Source organism: Paenibacillus sp. J22R3 (assembly GCF_056269305.1).
In genome coordinates this window covers 300,752-327,530 of record NZ_JBWDNS010000002.1, presented here as the reverse complement: position 1 = coordinate 327,530, position 26,779 = coordinate 300,752, and the positions used below count along the sequence as shown (strand labels likewise).

The 26,779-nt window shown below is 50.6% G+C and carries 20 protein-coding genes; 2 read left to right on the top strand and 18 right to left on the bottom strand.

Translation table 11 applies throughout. From position 1 onward, the window contains the following. Positions 1–34: 34 nt before the first annotated feature. The 7 genes from fumC to AC0YN4_RS09715 all read right to left on the bottom strand — a co-directional run bounded on the left by fumC (position 35) and on the right by AC0YN4_RS09715 (position 8,162). Positions 35–1,414, bottom strand: coding sequence for a class II fumarate hydratase (gene fumC, locus AC0YN4_RS09745; protein ID WP_475835698.1), 1,380 nt, complete (start codon positions 1,412–1,414; stop codon positions 35–37). Positions 1,415–1,623: 209 nt separating this feature from the next. Further along, positions 1,624–2,013 (bottom strand): acyl-CoA thioesterase, encoded by a 390-nt coding sequence (locus AC0YN4_RS09740; RefSeq protein ID WP_475835697.1) that lies wholly within the window; start codon positions 2,011–2,013, stop codon positions 1,624–1,626. Positions 2,014–2,344: 331 nt separating this feature from the next. Beyond that, positions 2,345–3,478 carry a galactonate dehydratase gene (gene dgoD, locus AC0YN4_RS09735; RefSeq protein ID WP_475781271.1) on the bottom strand — a complete coding sequence of 378 codons (1,134 nt, stop codon included), beginning with the start codon at positions 3,476–3,478 and terminating at the stop codon, positions 2,345–2,347. Positions 3,479–3,536: 58 nt separating this feature from the next. Further along, on the bottom strand, positions 3,537–4,310 hold the full coding sequence (locus tag AC0YN4_RS09730) for an SDR family NAD(P)-dependent oxidoreductase (protein ID WP_475781270.1): 774 nt from the start codon (positions 4,308–4,310) through the stop codon (positions 3,537–3,539). A gap of 9 nt (positions 4,311–4,319) precedes the next feature. After that, complete coding sequence (locus AC0YN4_RS09725) at positions 4,320–5,642, bottom strand: carbohydrate ABC transporter permease (protein ID WP_475781269.1); 1,323 nt, start codon at positions 5,640–5,642, stop codon at positions 4,320–4,322. A 73-nt stretch (positions 5,643–5,715) separates the two neighbouring features. Further along, positions 5,716–6,621, bottom strand: a complete 906-nt coding sequence (locus tag AC0YN4_RS09720) for a carbohydrate ABC transporter permease (protein ID WP_475781268.1) — start codon at positions 6,619–6,621, stop codon at positions 5,716–5,718. 80 nt (positions 6,622–6,701) lie between these two features. Further along, a complete protein-coding gene (locus AC0YN4_RS09715; protein ID WP_475835696.1) occupies positions 6,702–8,162 on the bottom strand; it encodes an extracellular solute-binding protein in 1,461 nt (486 codons plus the stop codon). Between the two features lie 206 nt (positions 8,163–8,368). On the opposite strand from AC0YN4_RS09715, the gene AC0YN4_RS09710 reads away from it, so the two are divergent. Continuing rightward, a complete protein-coding gene (locus AC0YN4_RS09710) occupies positions 8,369–10,210 on the top strand; it encodes a cache domain-containing sensor histidine kinase (protein WP_475781873.1) in 1,842 nt (613 codons plus the stop codon). Beyond that, on the top strand, positions 10,188–11,783 hold the full coding sequence (locus tag AC0YN4_RS09705) for a response regulator transcription factor (protein WP_475781266.1): 1,596 nt from the start codon (positions 10,188–10,190) through the stop codon (positions 11,781–11,783). Before AC0YN4_RS09710 ends, AC0YN4_RS09705 begins: the two co-directional genes overlap by 23 nt. Positions 11,784–12,195: 412 nt before the next feature. On the opposite strand, the gene AC0YN4_RS09700 is transcribed toward AC0YN4_RS09705, so the two are convergent. The 11 genes from AC0YN4_RS09700 to AC0YN4_RS09650 form a co-directional block, all read right to left on the bottom strand. Beyond that, positions 12,196–12,933 (bottom strand): Bax inhibitor-1/YccA family protein, encoded by a 738-nt coding sequence (locus AC0YN4_RS09700; protein ID WP_475835695.1) that lies wholly within the window; start codon positions 12,931–12,933, stop codon positions 12,196–12,198. Positions 12,934–12,982: 49 nt separating this feature from the next. Then, on the bottom strand, positions 12,983–13,768 hold the full coding sequence (locus AC0YN4_RS09695) for a DeoR/GlpR family DNA-binding transcription regulator (RefSeq protein ID WP_475781264.1): 786 nt from the start codon (positions 13,766–13,768) through the stop codon (positions 12,983–12,985). 15 nt (positions 13,769–13,783) lie between these two features. Beyond that, positions 13,784–14,884: a 2-aminoethylphosphonate--pyruvate transaminase gene (phnW, locus tag AC0YN4_RS09690; protein ID WP_475836096.1), complete on the bottom strand. Its 1,101-nt coding sequence runs from the start codon at positions 14,882–14,884 to the stop codon at positions 13,784–13,786. A gap of 11 nt (positions 14,885–14,895) precedes the next feature. Next, positions 14,896–15,696: a phosphonoacetaldehyde hydrolase gene (gene phnX, locus AC0YN4_RS09685; RefSeq protein WP_475835694.1), complete on the bottom strand. Its 801-nt coding sequence runs from the start codon at positions 15,694–15,696 to the stop codon at positions 14,896–14,898. A gap of 14 nt (positions 15,697–15,710) precedes the next feature. Further along, positions 15,711–17,390: a putative 2-aminoethylphosphonate ABC transporter permease subunit gene (locus tag AC0YN4_RS09680; protein WP_475835693.1), complete on the bottom strand. Its 1,680-nt coding sequence runs from the start codon at positions 17,388–17,390 to the stop codon at positions 15,711–15,713. Continuing rightward, positions 17,387–18,436: a putative 2-aminoethylphosphonate ABC transporter ATP-binding protein gene (locus AC0YN4_RS09675; protein WP_475835692.1), complete on the bottom strand. Its 1,050-nt coding sequence runs from the start codon at positions 18,434–18,436 to the stop codon at positions 17,387–17,389. Before AC0YN4_RS09675 ends, AC0YN4_RS09680 begins: the two co-directional genes overlap by 4 nt. Before the next feature lie 86 nt (positions 18,437–18,522). Then, a complete protein-coding gene (locus AC0YN4_RS09670; protein WP_475835691.1) occupies positions 18,523–19,626 on the bottom strand; it encodes a putative 2-aminoethylphosphonate ABC transporter substrate-binding protein in 1,104 nt (367 codons plus the stop codon). 340 nt (positions 19,627–19,966) lie between these two features. Further along, the gene (locus AC0YN4_RS09665) at positions 19,967–21,718 is read right to left on the bottom strand and encodes a sensor histidine kinase (RefSeq protein WP_475781259.1); all 1,752 of its coding nucleotides are present in this window, start codon (positions 21,716–21,718) and stop codon (positions 19,967–19,969) included. A 141-nt stretch (positions 21,719–21,859) separates the two neighbouring features. After that, positions 21,860–22,705, bottom strand: coding sequence for an NAD-dependent epimerase/dehydratase family protein (locus tag AC0YN4_RS09660; RefSeq protein WP_475835690.1), 846 nt, complete (start codon positions 22,703–22,705; stop codon positions 21,860–21,862). Positions 22,706–22,717: 12 nt separating this feature from the next. Beyond that, on the bottom strand, positions 22,718–23,938 hold the full coding sequence (locus AC0YN4_RS09655; RefSeq protein WP_475835689.1) for an enolase C-terminal domain-like protein: 1,221 nt from the start codon (positions 23,936–23,938) through the stop codon (positions 22,718–22,720). A 44-nt stretch (positions 23,939–23,982) separates the two neighbouring features. Beyond that, entirely contained in the window at positions 23,983–26,673 is a 2,691-nt protein-coding gene (locus AC0YN4_RS09650) for a glycosyl hydrolase family 28-related protein (RefSeq protein ID WP_475835688.1), read from the bottom strand. Positions 26,674–26,779: the final 106 nt, after the last annotated feature.

The window sequence follows — 26,779 nt, the reverse complement described above, 5'->3', positions numbered from 1 at the left end:
ACATAGCGTAATTTGTATTGTTTTGTCGAATTTGTCAGATCATCTCTTCTGCTCTCACCACTTCGTCGAACTTGGCTGCCGTAATAAGCCCACTGCGAATGGCAGCCTCGCGAAGCGTCAGGCCCTCCTTGTGAGCGGACTTGGCAATGGCCGCCGCATTCTCATAGCCGATATGAGGATTCAGCGCCGTGACGAGCATCAACGACTCGTTTAGATGCCGAGCGATGGCTTCCCGATTCGGCTCAATGCCGACCGCACAATGCTCATCGAAGGAGCGAATCGCGTCGCTGAGAATACGGGTCGACTGCAGGAAATTGTGAATGATGACAGGCTTAAACACATTCAGCTCGAAGTTTCCCTGACTGGCCGCGAAGCCGATTGCCGCGTCATTGCCCATGATCTGACAGACGACCATCGTCAGCGCCTCACACTGCGTTGGGTTGACCTTCCCCGGCATAATGGAGCTGCCCGGCTCGTTCTCCGGGATACGAATCTCGCCAATCCCGCAGCGAGGTCCGCTTGCGAGCCAGCGCACGTCGTTCGCGATCTTCATTAAGTCCGCGGCGAGCGCTTTAATTGCGCCGTGTACGAAGACGATCTCGTCGTGGCTCGTCAGCGCGTGAAATTTGTTCGGCGCGCTGATGAAGTTCTTGCCTGTGAGGCGGCTGATCTCCGCCGACACCTTCTCGCTAAAGCCCTGCGGGGCATTCAGCCCCGTTCCCACGGCTGTGCCTCCGATGGCAAGCTCACGCAGCTCCTCGCGGCTTGCTCTGATATTACGCTCCCCTTTCTCCAGCATCCGAACCCAGCCGCTGATTTCCTGGCCGAGCGTAAGCGGTGTGGCATCCTGCAGATGGGTGCGGCCGATTTTGATGACCTCCATGAAGCTAGCACTCTTCTGCTCGAGTGTGGATTTCAGCTGCGCAATCGCCGGCAGGACGAGGTCCTCTACCGCAATCAGCGCGGCGATATGCATCGCGGTGGGGAATGTATCGTTGGAGCTCTGCGAGCGGTTGACATCATCGTTGGGATGAACGGCTGCTTCTTGCCCCTTCTCCCGGAGCAGCTGCGCCGAACGTCTTGCTATCACTTCATTGACGTTCATGTTGGACTGCGTGCCGCTCCCGGTCTGCCATACAGCAAGCGGAAACTCATCCTGCCACTTTCCTGCAATCACCTCATCCGCTGCAGCCGCAATCGCTTCTGATTTAAGGGTATCCAACTTCCCCAAGCTTCCGTTCACGGTTGCTGCTGCTTTCTTCAGATAAGCGAAAGCGGTAATTAACTCGCGCGGCATCTTCTCCGTACCGATTCGAAAATTGTGCAGACTGCGCTCCGTTTGCGCTCCCCACAGCCGGTGCGCCTCAACCTGTATCTCACCCATAGAATCCTTCTCCATGCGAAAATCGCTCATCGCGACTACCTCCTCATTACGGATTATTTCTGTTTCGGCTTACTCTCTATATACCCTATGAAAGAGGCGATGCATCTACGAGCATGCATCGCCTCTTTCCCATGATTGCCTATTTGCGGGCTTGCAATACGGCTTCTGTCTGAAACCTCGCAACTGCGATTCCGTGTCATTGGCTGATCCAGGGGCGAAGTTGCATTCTATCGCAACATTTAAAACTGACCTCTTAGTTCCGGAGGCAGCTCCCGGCTCTTGCGCGTGTTGGAATCCATCGTCACACAAGTAACGACCGCGTCCCCGCATAGCTCGCCTTTCTCGTTCACGATCTCCTGATTGAGCACATAGCTGCTACGCCCGGCCCGCTCCGGCGATGTTGTAACCGTCAACCGATCGCCTTGCCTGCATTCCTTGCGATAGTTGATATTGATATTGACCGTTACCGTCTGAACACCCATCGCAAGTAACACATCATAGTGCAAGCCCGCCTGCTCATACCATGCTTCCCGTCCCCATTCGAGATATTCCAAGTACTTGGCATTGTTCACATGCCCGTTCACATCGATTTCCGTTGAACGGACGATTAGCTCCAGATTCGCTTGCATCGATCCACACACTCCTCCGTTGTTGCAGCCGCCTTGTACAGATCAGGCCTAGTTGCCTTCATGTTAGCGGGCGAGAGTATGCTTGTCAAAGCGAGTGGAGAGTGCCAAATCAACTAGTCATGAAAAGGCAATATTCCGCTCCCCGCGCTAGACGCTGAGAGTGCAGAAAACGAACTCTCAGCGCAGAAAATATGCCGATACACGGCGCTGAGAGTCGAAATATCGAACTCTCAAGTTTTCAAACTAACCATTAAGCTTCTCTATCATTCACCATGCAAAACAGCAAGAAGACCGCTCTCTCCGAACCTACCGGAGAGAACGGCCTATCATTTTACCACTCTGCGAACGAGCCATCGTCGTACGCCAGACGAGGTGTATCCCAGTCGCCTGCGTAGCCGCGTTCAATGAGCGCTTCTTCATTAATTTCGATACCGAGGCCAGGCCCCTGCGGGATAGCGACGTGACCATCGATAACTTCAAACGGCTTCTTCAAGTAGCCTTCTCCAAGGTCCCACTTCTCCGCCATAGACGGATGCTCTTGGATCAAGAAGTTCGGCGTACAAGCATCGAGCTGCAAGCAGGCCGCAAGCGAAATCGGTCCAAGCGGATTATGCGGTGCGATGGAAGCGTAGTACGTTTCCGCCATTGCGGCGATTTTGCGTCCTTCGAAGATTCCGCCTGCATGGCATAGGTCCGGCTGAACGATTGCTACTGCGCCTTTCTCCAACGCTTCGCGGAAGCCCCACCGTGTAAACAACCGCTCGCCCGTTGCGATCGGAATGCTTGTCGATTGTGCTATGCGCAGGAGGGAGTCCACATTCTCAGGCAAGCAAGGCTCTTCAATAAACATCGGATAATAGGGTTCGAGTGCCGCGGCAAGGCGAATCGCCATAGCCGGGCTGACCCGACCGTGAAAGTCGATCGCAATGTCGACACCGCTGCCCACAGCTTCGCGGGCTGCAATGAACTTGTTCACTTGGCTCTCCACGAAAGCCAGCGAATCCACATGCCGTACCGGTGCGTCTACACCTGTTTTAATGGCGTTGAAGCCAGCTTCTACTCTACGCTTAGCGTTGGCTGCGAACGCTTCCGGTGTTTCACCGTGGCAGTGACAGTACATGCGGATTTTATCGCGCACTCTGCCGCCGAGCATTTCATAGACAGGCATGTTGTAGAACTTGCCTTTAATATCCCACAGCGCCTGCTCGATCCCGCTTATCGCGCTCACGAGGACAGGGCCGCCGCGATAGAACGTGCCCCGGTACATGATTTGCCAGTGATGCTCAATACGAAGCGGATCTTCGCCGATCAAGTAACGCTTCAACTCTTCAATGGCTGTCGCCACGGTAAGAGCACGACCTTCGACGATTGGCTCGCCCCAGCCAACTATGCCTTCATCGGTCTCAATCTTCAGAAACAACCAGCGAGGTTTCACATGATAGAGCTTCAAATCAGTTATTTTCACAGCTTTCGATCTCCTTTACGTCCTATACTGGTTTCATCGAGCATTGAGCAACTCTCCGTTACCCGTTCCCCTTCTCTGCCCATACCGGGAGCAATGCGCCGCCATCCATAAACATAGTCGTTCCTGTCATATAACCCGCGCTGTCCGAAGCCAGAAATACAGCCGCTTCGCCTACTTCCGCCGGCGTACAGAATCGTCCCATTGGGATACGTGATGAGACCGATTCGATGATCTTCTGAACGCGCTCATTGCCATCGCCCCAACCGTTCTTCGTGTAGCCCGGCGCGATGCCGACAACCCGAATGCCATGAGGAGACAAATCGAGTGCCATGTTCTTCGTCAGCTTGTTTACAGCTGCCTTCGCCGCGGCATAGACGGTGGAATTCGCCCATGTTCCTTCGGCATGGTTGGAGCTAATCTGAATAATAACGCCGCTTGTGCCGTTCTTGACCATGAGCCGCGCCGCCTGTTGCGAGCAGAAGTAGAGTCCCTTCAAATCGGTATTGAACACCTCGTCGAACAGCTCCGGCGGCGTTTCAAGGAACGGCTTCATCCGCGTGATGCCCGAATTGTTGACATGTACATCCAATCTGCCGAATCGACTATTAAATTGCTCGAACAGCGACTCGACTCCCTCTAGCGTTGAGATATTGGCTTGTACGGCCTCCGCCTTCACGCCGAAGGCGTTAATCTCACGCACTACTTCCTGTGCCATCTCCGCACTGGTGTTGTAATTGACGCACACATCATAACCTGACCTTGCAAAAGCAAGTGCAATGCCTCTGCCGATCCCGCGACCTGAGCCTGTTACTAAAGCAACTTTGCGATCCACGTAAGTCCCCTACCCTTTCAAGCCTGTGAAAGAAACACCCTTCTCGATGAGTTTCTGACAGGAAGTGATGATAATCATGAGCGGAATAGTTGCGATAACTAAGCTGGACATAATGACGTTGGACCCCATGCTTTGCCGCTGCTGGAAGTCATTAAGCGCAACGGTGAATGTCCATACGTCTTGCGTTCGAGCAACAACAAGCGGCCACAGGAATTCATTCCATACCGCAATAAACGTCATAACCGCGACAACCGTAAAGATCGGTGCCGACATCGGTACGATGATTCTCCAGAAAATCTTAAACTCGGAGGCACCGTCGATGCGTCCCGCCTGAAGCAGCTCGCCCGGCAGCTGTTCGAAGAATCCTTTGAACAAGAAGATAACGATCCCCCACGCCGTATGCGGTAAAATAATCCCCCACAACGAGTTGACCAGGTGGAGTTTATCCATCGTTAAATAGAGCGGAACGAGGATGGCGATCTCCGGAATCATAATCGTCGCTACGAAGAACAACGTGAGCCACGTACCGACCTTGCTCCGAACAAGATGAGCAAGCGCGTAACCTGCAGTTCCGCCGATCAGCAGTTGAAGAATAATCGTTGATCCGGTTACGATCACGCTGTTCAATAAGAAGTGCGGGAAGCCGAAATTAGCGCCTTTGCTTTCGTCACCGGACTTTTTCCATAGCACGATGTAATTGTCGAACAGCCTTTTCCAGTCCTTCACCTCAGAGATGGTGAGCACTTTACCTTTCACAACTTTCGATTCCGAAAGCCATTTCAGCGCGTTTGTCGCGTGAAGCGGCAATTCCGCTGCAATTTCAGTGGAGCCCTTATAAGCTCCGCCTTCACCTTTGAAATCGAACGTTGTAAATTTCCCGGCACGAATTTTGGCCAGCTTGTTCTTCATCACTGCATGTGTCGCTACCATGGTCGGAACGATCTGCGGCCGTCCAACCGTAAAGTTATAAGCCGGCATCGACGCTGTATACACGATGACGCCATCCTTTACGCCGGTTACCTTCATCGCGCCGACCGCTTCATTCTGCATTCTTTTCCAAGTGAACCAAATGGCCTCCATGGCATCCAGCTCATACTCTTCAGGCTTCGTAATATCCGCGCCATCGTAATTGAGCGTCACGCTTACGGTTTTGGGTACCTCAGGAACCCATTTAGGCGGAAAGCTGTAAATAGAAATGTTATCTTTCATGGATGAGCTGATCATCCAGACAAGTGGAACGATCGACGATAGAATAAAGAAAATGGCAACTGAGTAGGAGACGATTTTGACGGATAATCCGCCCTTCTCCTTAATGCGTCCGCGTCCAGCCATGAGATACTCCTTCCTGGATCCTCTAAATTAGATGAATGCTGAGTCGACCGGAAATCTCCTCAAACCACTCATCTTAATCCTTGTTGGACAATTTGAGCTGCAAGTAAGTGATCAACGCGATGATTACGAACATAACGAGTGAGATCGAACCCGCTACCCCAAATCGGAACTCCTTGAAGGAGCTGTTGAACACGAGCATGGCCAGAGTCCGCGTGCTATTCGCCGGTCCGCCGCCGGTCATAATGTACATCGGGTCAAAGGTCAGGAATACACCGCTTATAAACGATATAAACTGAATCCCGATAACGAATTTCAAGCTTGGGAACACGATCGCTGTCATTCTGCGCCAAGGTCCTGCACCATCAATCTTGGCTGCCTCTACGTTCTCGCTCGGAATGCCCTGAAGCGCCGAATAGTAAATGAGCATCCCCATTCCGGTTGCAAACACGCCTGGCAATACGATCGACCATTTGGACATTGCGGGATCGTTGAGCCAGCCGTATGGACCAAGACCGATGAAGCTGAGCAAATAGTTCAATAAACCGTAATCCGGGTTGTAGAGCCACTTCCAAAGCAGGTAGCCCGCTACTGACGGAACGGCTGTAGGGAGCAGGTACAACGAGCGCATCGTTTTGCTGGCGAATTTAACTTCGTTCAGCAAGACGGCCTGCACGATCGGCACCCAGAATGTAAGTACAAAATAGATAAAAAAGAAAGCAAAGGTATTTCGGAGCGCGTTCCAGAACTCCGTCGAATGCCATAAATACTTATAATTATCCAGCCAGACAAACTTGCCGGGCGGGTTAATGACCTTGTAATCAAAGAAACCCATATATACGGCTTGCAGCAGCGGGTAATATTTAAATACCAAGAAACACACGATAGCCGGCGTCAAAAAGAAAATAGGCGTCCACGATATCTTAAATCGGTAGGGAGTCTTTAATTGCACTTGCGGCTGCTGTCCGGTGGCTGTTTTCATCGCTTCCGCTTCCTTTCGGAATGACAGGCGGGGCAGCTCGCGGCATGACTTGCCCGCTCGCTGCCTCCGCCTGCGTCATATTATTTCTTCACGGATGCGTTATACGCATCGATAACTTCTTTCTGTGCTGCATCTTGCGCTTCTTGAAGCAGCTGTTTCGGATCGGATTTCTCATCCGTCAACGCCTTTTGAACCGCTTTAACTACATAAGGAGTAAGACGCTCTTTCAAGAAGTACTCCAGGTGAGTATCGGAAGCCGCTTTGTTTACAGCAGCAACGAGCTCAGGAGAGATATCTTTGGCGAATTTGGAAGGATCCACGTCGCTCCGAACGGACAACAAGTTCGGGAACATACCGTTGTCTTGTTGGAATGTAAGGACTTTCTCCATCACTTCTTTGGAGTTCATGTACACGATGTATTTCCAAGCTGCATCTTGTTTTTCTTTGGATGTCTTCGGATTGATAATCCAGTACGCGCCGCCGATTTGGCCTGGACCTTTGCCGCCAGGACCTACCGGATATGGTGCAAAGCCTACATCATTCAAATCCATACCTTGAGCAACATAGTCGCCGAATCCGCCGGATGCTGCATTGGACATCGCTGCGCGGCCTTGGAAAATATCATTCATGTTGTCTTGGTAGCTTTGGAGCACGTTGTTCTGAACGATTTTGTGCGTCCATTTCAAATCTTTGTAGAACTGAAGTGCTTTAACAGAAGGATCTTCTGTGAAGGCCAATTGTACAGTACCGTCCGGCTGCAGGTGCGTCAAGTCGCCGCCAGCTTGCCATACATAATACTCGAACCACCAGTCAGCCCACTCCATGCCCAGAAGCGTGATACCGTATTGTTTCTTGTCTACGTTCGTCAGCTTCTTACCAAACTCAACCAGTTGATCCCAGTTTGCAGGAGGCGTATCGCGATCAAGACCCGCTGCTTCGAACATTTTCTTGTTCCAGAACAAACCTGTTACGTACATATCATGAGGCACGCCGTAAACTTTGCCGTCGATTGTGCCGGCTTGCAACGAGGATGCGATAAATTTATCTTTGTCCGCATATCCATCCCAATACGGAGTCAAGTCAAGCGCTAGGCCTTGGCCAACCCAGTCAGCAATGATTGGGAAGTGAGCTGCGTGGTAAGCATCCGGTCCGTTGCCGCCAGCCATTGCTGTAACGAAAACTTCACGGTCATTCGTACCTTGCGGCATTAATTCATGCTTGACTTTAATGCCGGGGTTTTGGGTTTCGAACTCCGCGTAAATTTCTTCTTTCAGCTCTTTCTGTGTGTCTTCCGGTGTTGGTTGATCCCAAACCGTAATTTCGACGTTTGCTGCCGGTGTATCTGTTGTAGCTGCTTCATTTGTTGCAGCATTATTCGTGTTGTCGGTTGTTTCCGTAGTCGCTGTGTCCGTGCTTTCATTCGTTGTCGTGTTGTTAGCTGTGTTGTTGTTATTGCCGCCCCCACAAGCTGATACAACAAGCATCAAGACCATGACACATGCTAATACAGTCCATTTTTTAAGTCGTTTTGCGTTGTTCAATTGACTGCCTCCCCTTAAATGATTTCTTCTACAACTGTAGTATAGTTCCTTATTGAGAGCGCTTTCTATGTAATATCCTAACATCCTATTAGCAATATTTTAACTTTTCTCTGTAAATTCAGAATCGCCATTAAAGGAAAACTTCGGAAGTTGTCGAATATTCGGAGTAAGCGCTGTCAGTGCCTGGAGGGGTTTGTTTGAGCAAGATGTGGTCTTACTTTCAAAGTCTTAACAATCAATTCCGCAACAAAATGATATTATCCTTCTTTATTGTCATCAGCCTTACGGCTTTTATCATGGGCTATTCGTACTATCGAATTATGAGCCATGAGCTGGAAGCCTCTACCTTGGAGGGACTTGAGAAGCTGACGGAACAAACGGTGGATACCCTCGACCTCCATTTCAAGACAATCGGTAATACCGGATACAGTTATTTCAGCGATACGTCGCTGCAGAAGTTTCTGGATGCCCCTCTCAACTTTGATACCCAGCAGTATTATCGAAACAAGCTCGCCTCCCAGAAAGTACAGAATCCACTCATTTCATTCATTGCGATCACTGACCTCAAAGGTGAGCAGATCAGCAGTTACTACTACTACAATGCCAGTGTTAGGAAGCTTCTCGATCAGGAACAAGCTGTTCTTTACAAGAAGGCGCTCGAACTGGATGGCTTTCCTTTCTGGAGTGTGTCCTATACCACAATCAGCACAACGGTTACGCCAGTCAAGACTGTCAGCTACATCCAGCTGCTTAAACGAATTACGATGAATGCCCAGCATCCCATTGGTTACATCAAGATCGATATTGACCCCCGCGTGCTGGAGAAAACCTTGCTGGGCTTACAGAACGATGACGGCAGTACGTATTATATTGCGGATACAAGCGGACATATTGTGTACTCTCGCAATGAAGAGGAGATCGGCAAGTCCATTGCCGGCAGCCCTTTATTCAACGGCTATAAGGAAGCACAGACGAATACGAAATATGTGGATTTCCGGTTTCAGGACGATGACGAGAATACCAATATCGGTTTCTATCACAAGCTTGGGGTCAGCGATTGGATCGTCCTCGGCAGCGTGCCGCTTGACCGCATTCTCGAGAAGGTCAATACGTTCCGGAATACGCTTATTCTTATCGCAGCCATCAGTTTCTTGATTGCCATGCTGCTCGGTTCCCTCATTGCCGCCGGGGTTACACGTCCGCTCAAGGAATTGAATAAGAAGATGAAACTCGTAGAGATGGGCGACTTCCAAGCGTTCATTGAGGTTAAAGGCTCCGATGAGCTGTCCACCATTCAGCATAGCTTCAATAAGATGACATCCGAAATCAGCACGCTGATTTCCAAGGTGTATGAAACCGAGCTCTTAAAGAAAGAAGCAGAGATTAAAGCACTGCAAACGCAGATCAATCCTCACTTTCTCTACAATACGCTCAGTACGATCGACAGCATCTCTTCCATTCATGGCGATGAGCGGATTTCATATATTTGTCTGGCGCTTGGCAAGATGCTCAGGTACAACCTCAATGGCGGCAGCATTGCCACGATCAGGGAAGAACTGGATCACTTGCACCAATATCTATCGATTTATAAAATACGGTTTCCCGAGAAGTTTGATTACGAAATCCATACGGATGAGCAGATCGGCTCCTACGTTCTACCGAAGTTTCTCATTCAGCCGCTCGTGGAGAATGCCATCATTCATGGTCTGGAGCAGAAGGTTGGCTATAAATTCGTCCGCGTGACGCTCGTCAGCCTTGATGAGCACTCGCTGCAAATTATTGTTGAGGATAACGGAGTCGGCATGGAACCGGCCATGATTGAGCTGTTTCACCGCAAGCTAAGCGACCCGAACGACATGATGTCCCGTCAGATTTCGTCCCGAACGATGATTGGACTTTCCAATGTGTTTAAACGCATTCAGATGTATTACGGCAGCGATCCTCAGGTCGTTATTGACAGCAAGCCGGGGGCGGGAACGCGGATTTATTTTGTATTACCAAAGCAAACGGCAGGAGGCGGTACCGATGAAAGTGTTAATCGTGGATGATGAGCCGTTGCTTCGAGAAGGATTAATTCGCAAAATCGCCTGGGAGACGCTCGGTCTGCAGCTTGCAGGAGAGGCCGGAGACGGCTTCGAGGCTATGTTTCAGCTGGCAAACTGTCAGCCGGACATCGTCCTGACGGATGTTCGCATGCCGGGGATGGACGGGCTGCAGTTTATCAACTCCGCACGGGTTAATTTTCCACGGACTAAATTCGTCATCATCAGCGGATTCGATGAATTCGAGTATGTACGCGAAGCGCTTCTCTACAATGTAAGAGACTACCTGCTAAAGCCGATCGACAAAGAGAAGCTGAATGTGCTGCTCGAGGGTATATGCGAGGAGCTTCGGAAGGAGCAGCAGGAAGCCGCCGATCGCAGCAAGCTCAGTGAACTAAGCGATATGATTCGCCAGAGCAATCTGCAGCCGCTGGATTTCCAATTGACGCATCTCATCTCCGAACAGGAACTGCGATGGGACGGCATTCCAACTAGCCTCATGCAATGCACCTCTTTCGCCGGAGCATCCGTCAAGATCGTGTACCGCAACGAATCCTCTCGCTTTCAAGAGAATGACGAGCCGCTCGCGAGGTTTGCGATTCAGAACATTATAGAGAATACATTAGCGGCCGAATCCGGCATCCAGTTCTTAGTATTCAAGCACGCCTACCACTCCGAAGAGATCGTTGTTTTCCTAGGCTCACAGAGCGAGCTTGAACTGCAAAGACTGCCTGAAACCTTGAATCAAACGGTAGAGTGGATCAAGCAGCATCTGGGTCTCGTGATCTCTATCGGCCTTGGCGGCATCAAACCGGAAATGACGCAGCTGCGCCTCTCCTGCATGGAAGCGCGCAAGGTACTGCAGAATCGCTTGCTCTTCGGCAATGGCAACGTATATACCGATATCGAAACGACTTCCTCTGCCGCAGCCGCATACCCACGCATCTTCGTCCAGGCAGAACGCGGACTCAGCGCGATGCTCGAGGAAGGGCGCCATCAAGAGTTTCTCGATTATGCGGGCCAGCTGTTCCGTACGCTCGCTGAAACGTCCGGTGCCAGATACGAACAAGTGGAGTACCTCTATACGGATATCATTCACATGCTGCGCAAGTATGCGGCCAAGACCGCAACTGATCTGCCCAATTGGAACCTGGGCACGCCCATCGCCAGCTTAGACAATCTACGAAGCTGGAAGGATATCATCGACATCATCGAACAGCAGCTGCAGCGTCTGAGCGGCATGCTGAACCGAGGAACCGATCAATCCTGCGACGAAATTATCGAGAGCGTCAAACAATACATCGAGGTTCATTATGCGGAAGAGCTGTCCTTGCAGTGGGTCGGCGAGACCTATTTCATTCATCCTAATTATTTCTCCAAACGCTTCAAGACGGTCGCCGGCATCAGCTTCAATGACTATTTAACCAAGGCGCGAATTGAGCGCTCCAAGGAGCTGCTTCGGACGACAACGCTCAAGATTGCCCGAATCTCGCAGCTTGTCGGCTACGAAGATCAGAACTACTTCTGCAACGTGTTCAAGAAAGTAACCGGAACCAGCCCTTCTGTGTTCCGAGGCTAAGAGGAACACTAAAGAAGCATCGTCCCTTCTCACGAAGAAACGATCAGAATGTCGAGAAACCCAACGTCTTCTCCAACGTTGGGTTTCTTTTTGGATCTTTGAATGTAACTCCATGATGAGCGTATGTTTTATCGCTTTCTAGCTTTAACGGTTGTGACAGTGGCTATTTGGCGCGAATCGCCCCTTTATTATTTCTAACGGTTGCCAGCGAGCTTATATGAACGTTTTCCACTTGGAATCGACCAAATTGCTGGAAATAACCTCTGTCGCAACCGTTAGCGTTTCAAAATGGCATATTTCCATGAAATAGCCCCGCTGACAACCGTTAGCGGGGCTATTTCATGTTGTATAGACAACAAAGTGGCTGCCGAGACTTGCCCGGACAGCCACTTCTTTGTATCTTATGCTTAAACTAACGGCTACGCAGCTTCGAGAGCAGGCGCAAAATTTCGATGTAAAGCCAAACCAGCGTCACGATCAAGCCGAACGCCCCGTACCATTCCATGTACTTCGGCGCTCCGCGCTGCGCCCCTTGCTCGATGAAATCGAAGTCGAGCACGAGATTAAGAGCAGCAACTACAACGATTACGAGCGAAATACCAATTCCGATCAGACTGTTGTCGTGCAAGTACGGAACCGTTACACCGAACATCCCGAGCACGATGCTGACCAGGTAAACCAGTGCAATACCGGCCGTTGCCGCGAATACGCCAAGCTTGAAGTTCTCTGTAGCTTTGATCAATCTTGTTTTATACGCGAGCAGCAAGGCGATGAACACACACATCGTAATTAACGCGGCTTGCAGCGTAATACCATTAAATCTTCCTTCAAAGCTGGCCGAAAGTGCGCCGAGGAAAGCACCTTCCAGCGCGGCATAGACCGGTACGAGATATCGCGATGTCGTCGGTTTGAAGCTAATCACGAGTGCCAGGATCAAACCGCCTATTGCTCCGCCAATCGCTAATCCCGTAACATTCTGGCCATTGAAATACATCGACCATGTGGCGAACGCAGCCCCGAGCAGAATCGCTAGTGTAATAAATGCTTTGTTCACGGTACCTTCGATCGTCATGCGATCAGCACCGAGATATTGACCTGAATTCTCGAAGGACTTGTCATTCAAAGTAGGATTGCCGCTGCGACCTAGCAAGATCAATCACCTCATCCATAGATTTACATCTATTATAGCATTCTCACTATTAGTCGGCATTAATCCAGCTTACATCTTTATCTGCCAAATAAGCATGCCATTCCTTCGGCGCTTCCACGTCGCTGACGATGATATCGACATCTTTGACATCGGCGATTTTGTAGAACTGCATGGCACCGAACTTGGAGTGGTCCGACAAGATAATGCTTTGCTTCGCATGGCTCATCAGCTGCTTGGCCAATTGACCGCGCTCGGCATCGAAGCTTGAAATCCCCTTCTCTATCATAATGCCGTCTATCGAGATAAAGGCTTTATCCGCGTAGAACTGCTCTACCATCCGCTCCGTTAAAGACCCGCTCACTCTGGAATGTTTGGCATTCACTTTGCCGCCGAGAAAATAGATTTCGCCGGAGAAGAAACCTTTATTCTGGTAATCGATAAGCAGATACATGATTGGGGCTGAGAGGGTGATGACCGTAATATTTTTACGATTGAGCAAATAATGAACCATCTGCAGTGTCGTTGACCCGTCCTCGATAAAAATAATATCGTTATCTTCCACGAGCGAAGCAGCAGCGCGTCCGATCCGCTTCTTCTCTTCAGCCCGAATGACCTCGCGTTTGAGATGAGTAGGCTCTTCGCGGGTTAGATTGATCTTCACCGCACCGCCGTACACACGCTTCAGCTTATTCTGCTCCTCTAATTCCTCCATGTAGCGACGAATGGTCTCAGAGGATACTTTTAACTGATCCACTAAATCGGATGTCCGTATTGTCCCCTTCAGGTTCAGTGCATTTAAGATATAGTCCTTACGTTCTTCGCCGATCAACGACATGTGTACGCAGCCTCCTCAGAGCCAGAAGCGTCTCCGCTCCACAGCTTCGATTAAACGTTCCATATCCGCAGCATGTACATCCCCGATATTACCGATTCGGAACGTATCTGCGGCTGTGATCTTCCCTGGGTATAGCACGAAGCCTTCTTCCTTCATCTCTTGGTAGAAACGCTCGAATGTGAACGACGGCGAATCCGGAAAATAGAAGGACGTAATGATAGGCGAATGATGGCGAGCAGGCAGCAGCGTTTGGAACCCAAGACGCTCCATACCGCGAACGAGCATCCGCTGATTCGTTTCGTAACGCTGCTGACGCGCCTTCACGCCGCCTTCATCTTCAAGCTCCAGCAAGGCTTCATGGAAAGCATGCACGACATGAGTCGGAGAAGTGAACCGCCATTTGCCGCTGTACCGCTCCATGGAATCCCATTGATCATACAGATCCAGCGACAACGACCGGGCAATCCCTTTACACTGCTCGAGCTGCTCCTTGAGTGCGATGACAAAACCAAATCCGGGCACCCCTTGAATACACTTGTTGCAGCTGCTGATCAAGAAATCGATGCCGAGCTCCTGAACATCCATTTCAATTCCGCCAAATGTACTCATCGCATCGACGATCAGTACTTTTCCGTGTCGTTTCACCGTACCCGCAATGTCTGCGAGTGGATTTAACATGCCGGTAGTCGTCTCGCCATGCACCATAGCCACATGAGTGATGGACGTGTCTGCAGCCAGCACTTCGTCGAGATGATGAGGATCTGCAGACTCTGTTTCACCAAAATCAAGCACAACCGTCTCAATGCCCAAGGTGTTAGCCATCTGAACAATCCGCTGTCCGTATGCACCATTCACTAACACAGCCAGCTTACCGGCCTGTGGAATTACAGATCCAATGACCGACTCTACGCAGTACGTACCGCTTCCTTGCAATAACACACTCGTATAGGATTCTGGTTGTTTGGTAGCCAGATGCACGAGCTTTGCTCGAATGTCTTGGACCAGATCATTATATTCTTTGTCCCACGTACACCAGTCCCGCAGCATCGCCGATTTGACTCGTTTTGTCGTGCTGAGCGGACCTGGCGTAAGGAGCAAATACGGGTTCTCGGGAATGTTTGTGTAGGTCATGGTTTATCCCCCTGCTCCAAACGAGCATTGATTAATGCAATAACGGTGTCCAGTTCGCCGATGGTATCGATGACGTAATGTGCGCCTGCCGCCCGATATTTCAGTTCAACAGCAAGGAGCTTCTCACTTAACTCTTTAGGAGGACACGCAGCCACTTCTGCTTCCGTCATGCCGAGCTCACTGCTGCCTTTCAAGATCCCAACCGTCCAGACTCCTGCATTGACGCCTTCTTGAATATCGCTGATCGTATCCCCTGCTTTGACAATATGCTTCATCGGATAAAGATCCAAACGAATGGCGTTCTCATAGATCATCCACGGATACGGACGTCCGGCCGGAACATCATCAGGAGTAACTAGTGAATCCGGGGCATACCCTCTCTTATTTGCTTCCAGCGCTACGACTTTCATCATTTCGAATGTGTAGCCTGTCGTGGATCCGATCTTGATTCCTTGTTTACGCAATCGTTCCATGAGCTCTATCACGCCTGGAATAGGCTCTGCATAGTTAGCCAGAATGGAGAATAGAATGCGTTCGAAATCCGTATACATCTCATTCACATCGGCATCATTCGGGATTCTGCCGTATTTATCTTCCCACAGCCCCGCGATACGCTCCATCTCGCACAATGTTCTCAAATGATCGATTTTGAGCATACCCATCGGCTTGCGCGCTTCATCCATTGTAATGTCGATGCCTTTATTAGCGAATACCTCTATAAACACCGCAACCGGTGCGAAGCAACCATAATCAACCGTAGTCCCTGCCCAGTCCAAAATAACACCTTTAATCGTCATCTAAATGGCCTCCTTTATTTGTGAACCTGCCATGCTTCGGATTGTCTTCTTACACGTTTTACCGCCAGCTCATAGAGTGAGCGGAAAAAAATGTTCGTGAGGACGATCAACGTGGACATTGCAGCTGCAGCCGCGACGTCTCCGGCATCATCCATGCTAACGATGGAAACAGAAGCCAAGTTCGTATCGGCCGACCGTAAGAAGATCACGGCAGATACAGTAACCATGGCATTAACGAAATAGTAGATCGCATTCTCGAGAATGACCGGCAGCGACAACGGAACCGTTACGCGCAGGAAGGTGCGGTAGAACGGAACTCGCATCGATTCCGAGACAAGCTCGAACTCTTTATCCAGCTTCTTCAGGGAAGCTGTCGCCGTGATAAACGGCACGGAATAGAAGTGAACGATATTTGCGAGCACAATAATCGCCAGAGTGCCGTAGATTCCGCCAAGCGGATTGCTCGAATTATTAAAGAAGAAGATATAGGCCAAACCGACGACCATGCCGGGCAACGCAACAGGCAGGATCGATAGAAAGTAACCCGCTTCTCGGATGAGCTTCAATTCCTTGGACTTCTCGATAAAATAAGCAAAAACGAACGTGACGATCGTACCGATTACGGCGGTAAAGAAAGCGGCTTTCAAGCTGTTGATATACGGCCCAAGTCCGCCTGCCGCAACTGTTGTGAAGTCGTAATGCTTCAAGCCGATGCTCAGATCATAAGGCCATACTTTGACGCATGAAGCATAGACCATCGTTACGAGTGGAATGAGAATAACTAATGCCACGACAGTGCTGAATACCGTAAACAGGACGTCGCGCGTTCGTTTCTTCTCCACGCGGTAAGGCGTAGATTTGGCTGACAGCATCGAACGCTGCTTGCGGTCGACGATGCGGTTTACAACGAACGCAATTACTGCCGGAACGGTAAGCAGGATGCCGACTGCTGCTCCCATGGACATATTTTGCTGTCCGATAACCTGCTTGTAGATGTCGGTTGCCAGCACATTAAACGATCCGCCAACCGCCTGTGGCGCTCCGAAATCCGTAAAAGAGGCTGTAAAACAGACAAACACGGCACTAATTAATCCATATTTGACCGATGGCAATGTAACCGTGAAGAATCTTCTCAGCTTGCCGGCTCCCATCGACTCCGCGGCTTCGTAGAGACGGAAGTCGGTAATCGAAAGTGCCGTAAGGAAAATCATATACGCTTGCGGGAAGATGTAGATGACCTCAGAGATGATGATGCCAACCGGGCCGTACAAATGAATGTTGACCCCTGGGATATGGCCGAAAAACCCGGTTGTAATCAACCCTTGATTCCCGAACAAATACGTCAAAGCGATGCCGTGCATGATGGTGGGTTCAAATAACGGAAGCAAAGCCGCGTATTTGAAGAATCCTTTGCCCCGCACAGCGGTTCGCGATATGCCAAAGGCATAGAAGAAAGCAAGTGTACCCGCGATAATCGTAGACACGACAGAGATTAAGATCGTATTCGTTAAGGATTGGGACAAGGCCGGTGTCGTGAAATAATGAACGAAATTATCAAGTCCGTTAAATTGACCATCCCGATTTAGAAAAGCTTTGCTAAACAATGTACAGAGTGGAAATAATACAATCGCCATTAAGATGAATACGACACTTACGATGATGATGCGCCGTATCCATTGCTCACGGTCTCTCATCCGAACACCAACTTCTCGGGCTGAAAGTGGATGCGTTTAGTTGTGGGAATCTCAAGGAATACGTCGGCGTTTCTGGATAGCTGCATGTGAGCAGCGGCCTGTGACGAAATGTCCACGATCATCGTTTGGGCGGCGATCGTGCCCTGTTGCGATGCCATTTCCTGCTGCTCAACTTGTACAGTTAAGCGATAGAAGGAACCGCGGAATTCAATATTTCGCACAATGGCCGGTATTCCGTTAGGAATGGGCATCGTGTGAATATGAACATGCTCGGGTCGAATTGCCATTCCGCCTTGTGCGGCAGCAGCTTTCCCATGATCCATGAAATTGATGGCACCGATAAAATCAGCGACAAACGGGGAGGCCGGCACATCGTAAACCTCTTGCGGCGTCCCAACCTGCTTGATCTCGGCATTATTCATGACCACGATACGGTCTGCCATCGTTAACGCTTCTTCTTGATCATGGGTAACCATGACCGTAGTAATGCCGAGCTTCTCTTGCAGCTCGCAGATTTGCTCTCTCAGCTTCTCACGAACCTTGGCGTCAAGCGCAGATAACGGTTCGTCCAGAAGCAAAAAATCGGGAGATAAAACAATTGCCCGAGCAAGCGCGATTCGCTGCTGCTGTCCGCCCGACAGTTGAGCCGGGTATCGTTCACCCATATGCGCCAGGTCTACGAGATCCAGCACATGTCTGACTTTCTCGTTCATTTCTTTCTTGGATAACTTCTTGCCTTGCAAGCCGTAGGCCACGTTCTGATAAGCCGTTAAATTCGGAAACAGGGCGTATGATTGAAAAACCATTCCGAAATTCCGTTTTGCCGGCGGAAGCTTCGTGATCTCTTTGCCCCCTACAAGGACACTTCCTTCGGTTGGCGTTTCGAGGCCTGCGATGATACGCAATAAGGTTGTTTTGCCGCATCCGCTTGGGCCTAACAAACAAATAAATTCACCTTTTTGAATCGTCAGGTTGATATCCTTGAGTGCGGTAAATGAGCCGAAATGTTTATGAATATGTCGCAGTGACAGGTAAGCTTGTGACATAAGAGCCTCCCTTTATTGGACTGAAGCTGCCCGGCATCATGCCCGCGCAGCTTCTTCCTTGATTAGTAATAGGGTGATGTAAGGCGTTATTCCGTTTTCGGTTCGCTCTTCGCGTTATAACGTTTATCCCACTCTGCCAGCGTGTTGTCTCTGTTTTTGGCCGCTTCATAGAGGTCATTCTTAATCAGCTGCTTCACCGGATCCTGCAAATAACCTTCAGGGATTACAGTCGTATCCGCTTTTGTTGCGAGAATGGCGAAATTCTTGTTGTATTCCTTCATTGCATCATCTGTAATTGCCCAATCCAGGAAATTCTTCGCTGTTTGCTTGGTGGTTGCTTTCTTCATCAAAGCATTGGCTTCCACATCCCAGCCTGAACCTTCTTTCGGGAACACAACCTCGACCGGTGAACCTTTCTTCTTCTCTTCGATACCGCGGTAGCCGAAGGAAATCCCGATCGGATACTCACCTGTACCTGCCATCTTCGCAGGCTTGGAGCCGGAATGCACATACATCGCGATGTTATCGTTCAGCTTATCCATGTACGACCATGCATCGTCTTGGCCTTTCAGTTGAACGAGGCCGGATACGGTAAGGAATCCTGTACCGGAAGAAGATGGGTTTGGCATGGTGATAAGACCTTTATACTCGGGTTTAATTAGATCCTCGTAGGATTGCGGAATTGGCAGGTTCTTCTTCTCAAGCTCAATCTTGTTCACTACAAACGCTGTTTCCCAAGCATCGATACCAACCCAGTGAGCAGGTTCGTTCTTGTCTTTGAAGTCTGGTTGGATACGCTCCACGCCTGCCGGTGAGTAACCTTCCAGCATTTCGTTCTGGTCTAAGACGAGCAAGCTTGTTGCCGCTACGCCCCAGACGACGTCAGCTTGCGGGTTGTCTTTCTCTGCCAGCAGCTTCGCTGTGATAACGCCAGTTGAATCACGAACAATATTCAATTTCACGTCTGGGTACTTTTCTTTAAAGGTTACCAGGTATGCGTTAATTTGATCATCCTCAAGTGCGGTGTAGATCGTCAGATCTTTACTCTCTGTATCTACGCCGCTGTTTGTTCCCTCATTTGCCCCCGCAGATGTTTGTTCTGTATTTGCTTCCGGTTTTGCTTGTCCGCAAGCTGCCATAATGGAGATTGTCATCAGTGTTAGAACGATAAGTGCGATAAACCTTTTCATTATTCGTTGTCACTCCTTATTTGTTCGGCTCGGATTAACCAAGCTTCGATAGTCTAAATATAGGGGGCAATTGTAATTTCAATATTAAATACAAGTTAAGAAATTGTTTTTGTTTGTGTATTGGTTGTTTTTAGTTGTGTTTCGAGGTTGAAATGTCTTCTATGCCGCAATGCGTGGAGGCCGGGAGCTGGATGCGAGTTCAGGAGTGAGTGGATACCGGGAGGGAGATTCGACTTGCGATCGCCCCCCGTCAGTTGAGTAGCATATACTCTTCCCAACAGCAAAAAGAACCTCCTGCGCCCGATGAAGCGCAAGAGGTTCTTCAGTTGAAGGGTCAACCTTACAGTACGGGAATAGACAGCTCGAAGTGGATATATCCCTCTACCAGTTTCACATCGATTGTGCCTTTGTAATACTCGACACGTTCTTTCACTACAGCCAACCCAAGCCCGCTGTGCTCCCCGCCGACTTTCGTGCTGAAGCCCGTTCCGAACATCTGGTTGACGCGCGCGGGATCGAAATCCTCATGCACCAGATTAGCAACGGAGAAAAACAGCATGCCCGATTCCGACCAGCCTTTGACGATGACATGACGCAGCTCCGGAGCCAAGCCGCTTACTTCGTCGAATGCATTGTCGATAAGATTACCGATTATTTTCACAATATCCACCGACTTCACACCAAGCGATAACCCTTCGAGTCCCGTAAAATGATGGTCAAACAAGATCTTCGTTCTCATCGCCTGCGCCAGCTTCGCCTGAATCAACGCAGCAACGGCAGGATGGCCGATGCGAATAATATCATTCACTTCATTGATTTCTTCAATTAACTCTTCCATGTACCGAAGCTGTTCTTCCTTCTTCCCTCTTGATAGGAGGGCATACATCGTTTGCACATGATTCAGGAAATCATGCCGCTGGCTGCGAATCTCCGTAAACATAACGTCCATATTCTGAATATACAGCTCTTGCGTGGAGCGCACGGCGATTTCCTTGCTTTTGCCCGTAAACCGGAATACGAGATACATGCATAATAGGCTGAATATCGTAAACAGCACAACGAGCAGCGCCAGTCGAACCAGTTGCACATTCAATGTTTGCTCAACCGAGCTATAATCGGACACGATCGCGATGACGTAAGGGACGTCTCTTTGCACTTCCGAAACTCGCGTTTTGGCAGGTATGTAGACGAATGTTTTGAGAACAGTCTTACCTTTCCATTTCTCAAGACTGCTTACCGGCTTGTTCGTTTGAACAGCCTCCGTAAAGCTGTCGATGTCATCGGCATGTTTAATTGCATAGCTGCCAAATAGAACCTGTCGATCATAGATGGAGATAAAAGATGCCCCGTTGTTATCTCGATACAGTTTAGGAGGTTTGCCGAAAGTAACGCCGTTTAAGCCTGAAATTTCGATAATATCGTGATTCGCCGCAACCGTCTTCTTCACAATGGTATCACTGCCGACAATTTCCTGATATTTCAGCACCTGATCGGCGTTCACAAAGACCGCAATAATATAATCCGTCGATCCATCATTATAGAAACCGAATTTACTAACCTCGCTTGCGCCGGAGGCCGGAACCTCAGCGATGCCGGACCAAAAGTTAGCTAAGCTCTGACCTTCTGCTATCGTGACATTGTGCTTCGTTAACAGCTGATCATATGCCGTGAACCAATATCCGAACGGTTTCGTGCTCGTAATCTTAAGCTCTTTGGGCTCCGAGGATTTGATAACTCCGATGTCGTCACTGCCTGCAACACGCTGCATGAGCGAAATGCCGGCAACACCTGCCTGCTTCGCAAGTACACGAAGCTGTTCGTTCGTAATCAAATTCACATCAGGGTTAATTTGTCCTTGGATGGACATCGCGGCCATGCGCAATTTCTCACCGATTAGATCCTCTGTGTAGAAAGAGCCTTCTTTGGATTGCTCAATGGAGGTTCGGATTTGAATGGCCGTTGAGGCCATACGCGCGGACAAGTCATCTTTTAATAGAGTCTTCGTATACCAATAATAGGATGCATTGTTAATTGCGACCAATAACACGGCGATACCGAAAATAATATAGATGATTCTGGAATTAATCCGCATGAAACTCACACTTTCTCTCTGGGACAATTTAGAACTCTCTTAGTAGTATAGTTCCATCCCGTGTAAGCTGTCTATGTACAGATGTCCTAGTTTTCGTCGAATACAACAAAGAGCCCCCCTGGTCAGAGGAGCTCCTTCTGTTCATTCCGCTTGATCCTTCCACGAATAGACAGGCTTCCAGTTTAATACCCGGCAGGCAGCCTCATTGCTGACCAGCGCCTCTCGTCCTTCATAGCTTCTTCTACGGTCGCGCACCTCTGGATAAAACTCATCCAGCAGACGCTCCGTATTCCAATCGCTCAGCGTATCGCTGCTCGTAATATTGAGGGAGACCGCGCCGTAACCGTCCGTCGTCATGGCCGCGATAGTGGCGGAAACCGCATCTCTTATATCGACATAGCTCCACAAAATATTCTTGAAGTTCGCCGGCTGCTTGATGCGCTCCCCGAAAGACTTCAGCTCATCCGGAGTAGCGATCAGCGAATAGCGCATGGCCGCAACCTGCATACCGGTCCGGCGGTTGAACATCTCGCCTGTCTGTTCGTTGACGATCTTGGATAGTCCGTAGCATTCCTGCGGCTGCTGCGGATGTACTTCATCAACCGGAAAATAATCGGGATCGAACTTCCTCGGCGCCCAGGCGAAGCCGTATGAGGATTCACTCGAGCCATGCACAACTTTCCGGATACCGAGCACCGAAGCCGCTTCCAGCACGTTATACGTCGATTGCACATTGTTCGCGAATATAAACTCGTTCGAAAATGAACCCGGTGCAGGAATAGCCGCCAGATGGATGATAGCATCGGCACCGTTCACGCCGCCGATGACTTGCCCGAGGTTGCCCAGATCCACCGTGATCTGCCGGCAGCGCAGCTTGTCGGAGCGACGGTTATCCAGCGCAATGACGGTATATCCTTGATTCAGCAGCTCCGAGGCAACCCATCCGCCAAGCTTTCCACTTGCTCCGGTTACAGCTATCGTTTTCATCTATTCGCCCTCCTATGGCCTAACCAGCGTTCCATCCGGCCTGCGGTCAAGTTTGTACGGAATATGATAAGCCGACCGGCTCCATCCACCATCCACGAGCAGTGCTGCTTTCTCCTCATCGATGTCGATCCCCAAGCCCGGCTTCTCCGATAAATAGAGATAGCCGCCTCTGCGCTCCACATGACCCGGGAATGCTTCGCACTCCGCCTCCTTGAAATGATTGATTTCTTGAATCCCGAAATTCCATACCGCGCGGTCCAGATGGACGGCTGCCGCTTGGTTGACGGGGTCGTTCTCCCCGCCTTCCTGCCAGGCCGTCCGAACGCCGAAGGTTTCGCCAAGCGCGGCCAGCTTGCGGCAGGCGCTGATGCCGCCGCCCTTGGACACGCGCACGCGAATGAAGTCGATGAGCCTCTCCGTGATGAGATCGGTCCATTCATGGGGACTGGTGAACAGCTCTCCAACCGCTTGCGGCGTTGAAGATTGCTGCCGCAATTGGCGGTACCAGCCGATCTGCTCCGGCGGCAGTATATCCTCTAGGAAGAACAATTGGTAAGGGTCCAAGCGTTTGGCCAGCTGTACAGCGGCAATCGGCTGCAGATGGGAATGAACGTCATGCGTAAACTGAATATCGTTGCCAAAAGTAACACGCAGCTTCTCGAACATGGCCGGAATGGCGTTCATATAGATCGCTTCGTTGAACACATTAGGGGACCAACTCGGAACAGGTACGTTCGCTTGGTCTGCCGGCACGAAACCGCCGCCGCCATAGGAGCCAAGCTGACAACGGATAACCGTGTAGCCTTCCTCCTTATAGCGGTGAACCGCTTCAGTCAGCTCCTCTTGATCGCGTCCATCCGCATGGCCGTAACAGGGAACGGCTGATCTGCACGCGCCGCCGAGCAGCTGATACACCGGCAAATTAGCCTCTTTGCCTTTAATGTCCCAGAGCGCCATATCGATGCCGCCGATCGCGGTTTGGGTAATGGAGCCGTGCCGCCAATACCCGCTCGTATGCATCATTTGCCAAATGTCCTCGATCTGGCCTGCCTCTCTGCCGATCAGCAGCGGGGCAAACAACTGCTCCACGACCTGCACGACGGCTTCCGGATTAAACATATCCGTCGCCGAGCCGATGCCATACAATCCGTCTTGATCTGTCGTTACTTTTACAATCGTCCAGCTGCCGTCATGCCGTGTTCGGATACATTTCACACCTGTGATCTTTGCCACTGTTTGCTCCTCCGATTCTTGGACCTATGATTAGTATGATCTGCTCATAGGTGCATTTCGTTATAGATTGTGACCGTTCCCAAGGATGTCGTACCGTTATAGCGCATCAGATTCATCGCTTTGACCGTGCCGCTGTCCACCTTCACGGTGTATCCGCCTGAGCCGAGGTTATCCGTTCCTAAGTTGAATGCGTTTACCGTTCCCGACTGCACAACTACACCGTTCTTGGAGCCGTAGGCAAACACGTTAACCAGCTTCTCATCGGAAGCTCCGTTCACGGTTACAAGCGTCTCGTTCGGTCTCGTAAACGCATCGATGACCTGCGAGAAGACGTTGCTCTCCACGACCCAGCCGGGAATGTTGTAGCCGGTGCGGCATACGGCGTTGCCGTTCGTGAGAATGCCGGTTATATAGCCGGACGTACTGAGCCCTACCGTAATACCATTCTTGAACAAGGTCCCTTGTACCTTCTCGACATAGTGGTTATCGTTACGATTTGTCATCAAATCGATGGCGTTATACGAGTTGGGCAGTCCCACATTGATGATGTATACGCTGCTGCCGTTGCCTCTAATCGTATATGGGAAAGCTTTAATGCCTGCCGCAGGGTTGTTCTCCGGATAAAATACACGCAAACCGCGCAAGCCGGCTGTATTCCCATTCAGCGTAATAAACGCCGTGCTGGAATCCGGTGTTGTCGTATCTTTGCCTTCATAAGCGAATAGCACTGTGCCGGCACTCGATCCGCCTTGATCCCTCGTCGGTGACGATGCCGAGCCGCGCAGCTCTACATTGGCCGGAACGGTCAAGTGCGTGCTGACTTTGAACCAGCCTGCAGGCACATAGACCACACCGCCGCCGGCTGTTCCCGCAGCATTGAGCGCGGATTGGATCGCGGTAGTCGCATCCACCGTTGGCAGCGCTGGGCCGCGCGAGGAAGTGAACGGCGCATTGTACGGCGCTTTGGTGACATCGTACAGCACAGCCCGGCTGACCTTCGGCGTCGCCGCAGAAGGGGACACGACCGGCGATGTGCCCGTACCTGAGATCGTTACCGTGCCTGATGTGGCGCCGGTCATATCGGAGTCGGTAACTTTCACATAGCCAGCGGTGTTGTTCTGAACGGAAGCCGTACTGCCTTTAAGCACACTGCGCAAGAACGATACGCCCCAGCGAGTATCGATATTATCGACCTTCACGGCGATATTCGTGTTCTGAATATTCGCCCAGATAAAAGCGCCCGAGAACTGAATCCGCTGGCCTGTCACGATGTTGATTCCGATATTGAAGTCGGATGCCTCCATCGCATAGAACTGATCCCACTCCAAGTCGCCAAGCGTAAACGCAGTGGCGTTCGCACGCGTCCAGTTCTTGATCGTTGTCGCACTTGGAGCATTGTAGGATGCGCCTGCACCGGCCCAATACGAGCTGTTGAAATTCACATGCTCCCATGTGCCGACATCTGCGCCGTTGTAAGCTTCCACGCCTCGGTAAAGAATCGTGCCCTTCGCGTTCTTCACCGTCGCTTGCTCATGAACCTGCGAACCGCCGGTATGGTCGGAGGCCATCGTGCTGATGCCGATTCCGCGGTACGAATTGAGCATGGTCACGTTCATGATGGACGCTGTCATATAATTCTCGCTGCCGATCCAAGCATTGCCCGGAATTTCGAAGGTGTAGTTATAGTGAACCGGACTTGTCGCATTCTGGTTCGGATAATACACCGTCAAGCCCTGTACCGATGCGCTGCCCCCGATACGGAACAGCACCGATCCCGAATCACCGGAAGCCAAGTTCGCCGAAATCACAGTGCCATAACTCCCGCTCCCGCTGTCCGCATCCCGGTAATCGCCTCGGACCGAGCAGAAAGCTCGTACCTGAATCGTACCGGATACCTTGTAGGTCCCGGCAGGCAGCCACACCGTGCCGCCGCCGTCGTTATAGCAGGCGTCAATCGCACTCTGAATAGCTGTGGTCGCATCGTTCACACCTGTGTTATCAGCGCCGAACCCCGTGACGGCATTGTAATCCGAGATCACAATGTCGCTCGTTGGATAGACTGTACTGACGATAACGCTGTTACGGACAGAACTTGTCGTCGTTGTATTGGAAATCGTAATATCGTCGATGTAGCCGCGGTAGTTGCCCGTACTGCCAGCACGGTCGTAGGCGACCCAGATGCGGTCGATTGTCTTCCCGGCATTCTGCACGCCGAAGCTCGAATCGATCTGCGACCAAGCATTGAGCGGAATCGTGCCGCCATGACCGCCGGCCGGATGAACGGTGTTCCCGTTTTGATCCACCGATCCGCTGTCACGCAGCGTCGACCCGTCCGTGAAATGGAAATCAACGGCCATGTACCTCCCATTATCCTGCTGCGGATAGATGAAGTATTGCAGCTTGGATGCCGATGTAACGGGAATACTCACGGCGAACACTTTGAAATACGCATACGTAGTAGAGCCGCCGTTCGCGTTGCCTGAATACATAAGCGCCGAGGTGCCTGAATGCGCCTGCTCACCGGTACGCGGCGAAGCCTCCGGTGAAACGCCTGACGTAATACCGCTCACATTCGATGAGAAATCAATGGTGTCCACGAAATTCGGTGCGGTTTGTCCGGATTCCAAGCCTGTCGTGAACAGGACGGTATCCGCCGATGCGACGAGCGGTAAGAACGGAAAACAGGATACAGCGAGTAAGAAAGCCATGATGAGCGGAGAAAACCTCTTCTTCATGATCTACACCCTTCCATATTTGTAATCGTTTACAAATAGAGTATAAGGGAGTCCCGCTGCCACTTGTAATGAGTCAATCCAATCGTTATCTGGGGCAACCTTATCT

Bases quoted from the DNA above. Each gene is read 5' to 3' on its own strand.
- fumC (WP_475835698.1), bottom strand. From the start codon at position 1,414: ATGAGCGATTTTCGCATGGAGAAGGATTCTATGGGTGAGATACAGGTT.
- AC0YN4_RS09740 (WP_475835697.1), bottom strand. From the start codon at position 2,013: ATGCAAGCGAATCTGGAGCTAATCGTCCGTTCAACGGAAATCGATGTG.
- AC0YN4_RS09725 (WP_475781269.1), bottom strand. From the start codon at position 5,642: ATGGCTGGACGCGGACGCATTAAGGAGAAGGGCGGATTATCCGTCAAA.
- AC0YN4_RS09720 (WP_475781268.1), bottom strand. From the start codon at position 6,621: ATGAAAACAGCCACCGGACAGCAGCCGCAAGTGCAATTAAAGACTCCC.
- AC0YN4_RS09710 (WP_475781873.1), top strand. From the start codon at position 8,369: ATGTGGTCTTACTTTCAAAGTCTTAACAATCAATTCCGCAACAAAATG.
- AC0YN4_RS09705 (WP_475781266.1), top strand. From the start codon at position 10,188: ATGAAAGTGTTAATCGTGGATGATGAGCCGTTGCTTCGAGAAGGATTA.
- AC0YN4_RS09695 (WP_475781264.1), bottom strand. From the start codon at position 13,768: ATGTCGTTGATCGGCGAAGAACGTAAGGACTATATCTTAAATGCACTG.
- phnX (WP_475835694.1), bottom strand. From the start codon at position 15,696: ATGACGATTAAAGGTGTTATTTTGGACTGGGCAGGGACTACGGTTGAT.
- AC0YN4_RS09680 (WP_475835693.1), bottom strand. From the start codon at position 17,390: ATGAGAGACCGTGAGCAATGGATACGGCGCATCATCATCGTAAGTGTC.
- AC0YN4_RS09675 (WP_475835692.1), bottom strand. From the start codon at position 18,436: ATGTCACAAGCTTACCTGTCACTGCGACATATTCATAAACATTTCGGC.
- AC0YN4_RS09670 (WP_475835691.1), bottom strand. From the start codon at position 19,626: ATGAAAAGGTTTATCGCACTTATCGTTCTAACACTGATGACAATCTCC.
- AC0YN4_RS09665 (WP_475781259.1), bottom strand. From the start codon at position 21,718: ATGCGGATTAATTCCAGAATCATCTATATTATTTTCGGTATCGCCGTG.
- AC0YN4_RS09660 (WP_475835690.1), bottom strand. From the start codon at position 22,705: ATGAAAACGATAGCTGTAACCGGAGCAAGTGGAAAGCTTGGCGGATGG.
- AC0YN4_RS09650 (WP_475835688.1), bottom strand. From the start codon at position 26,673: ATGAAGAAGAGGTTTTCTCCGCTCATCATGGCTTTCTTACTCGCTGTA.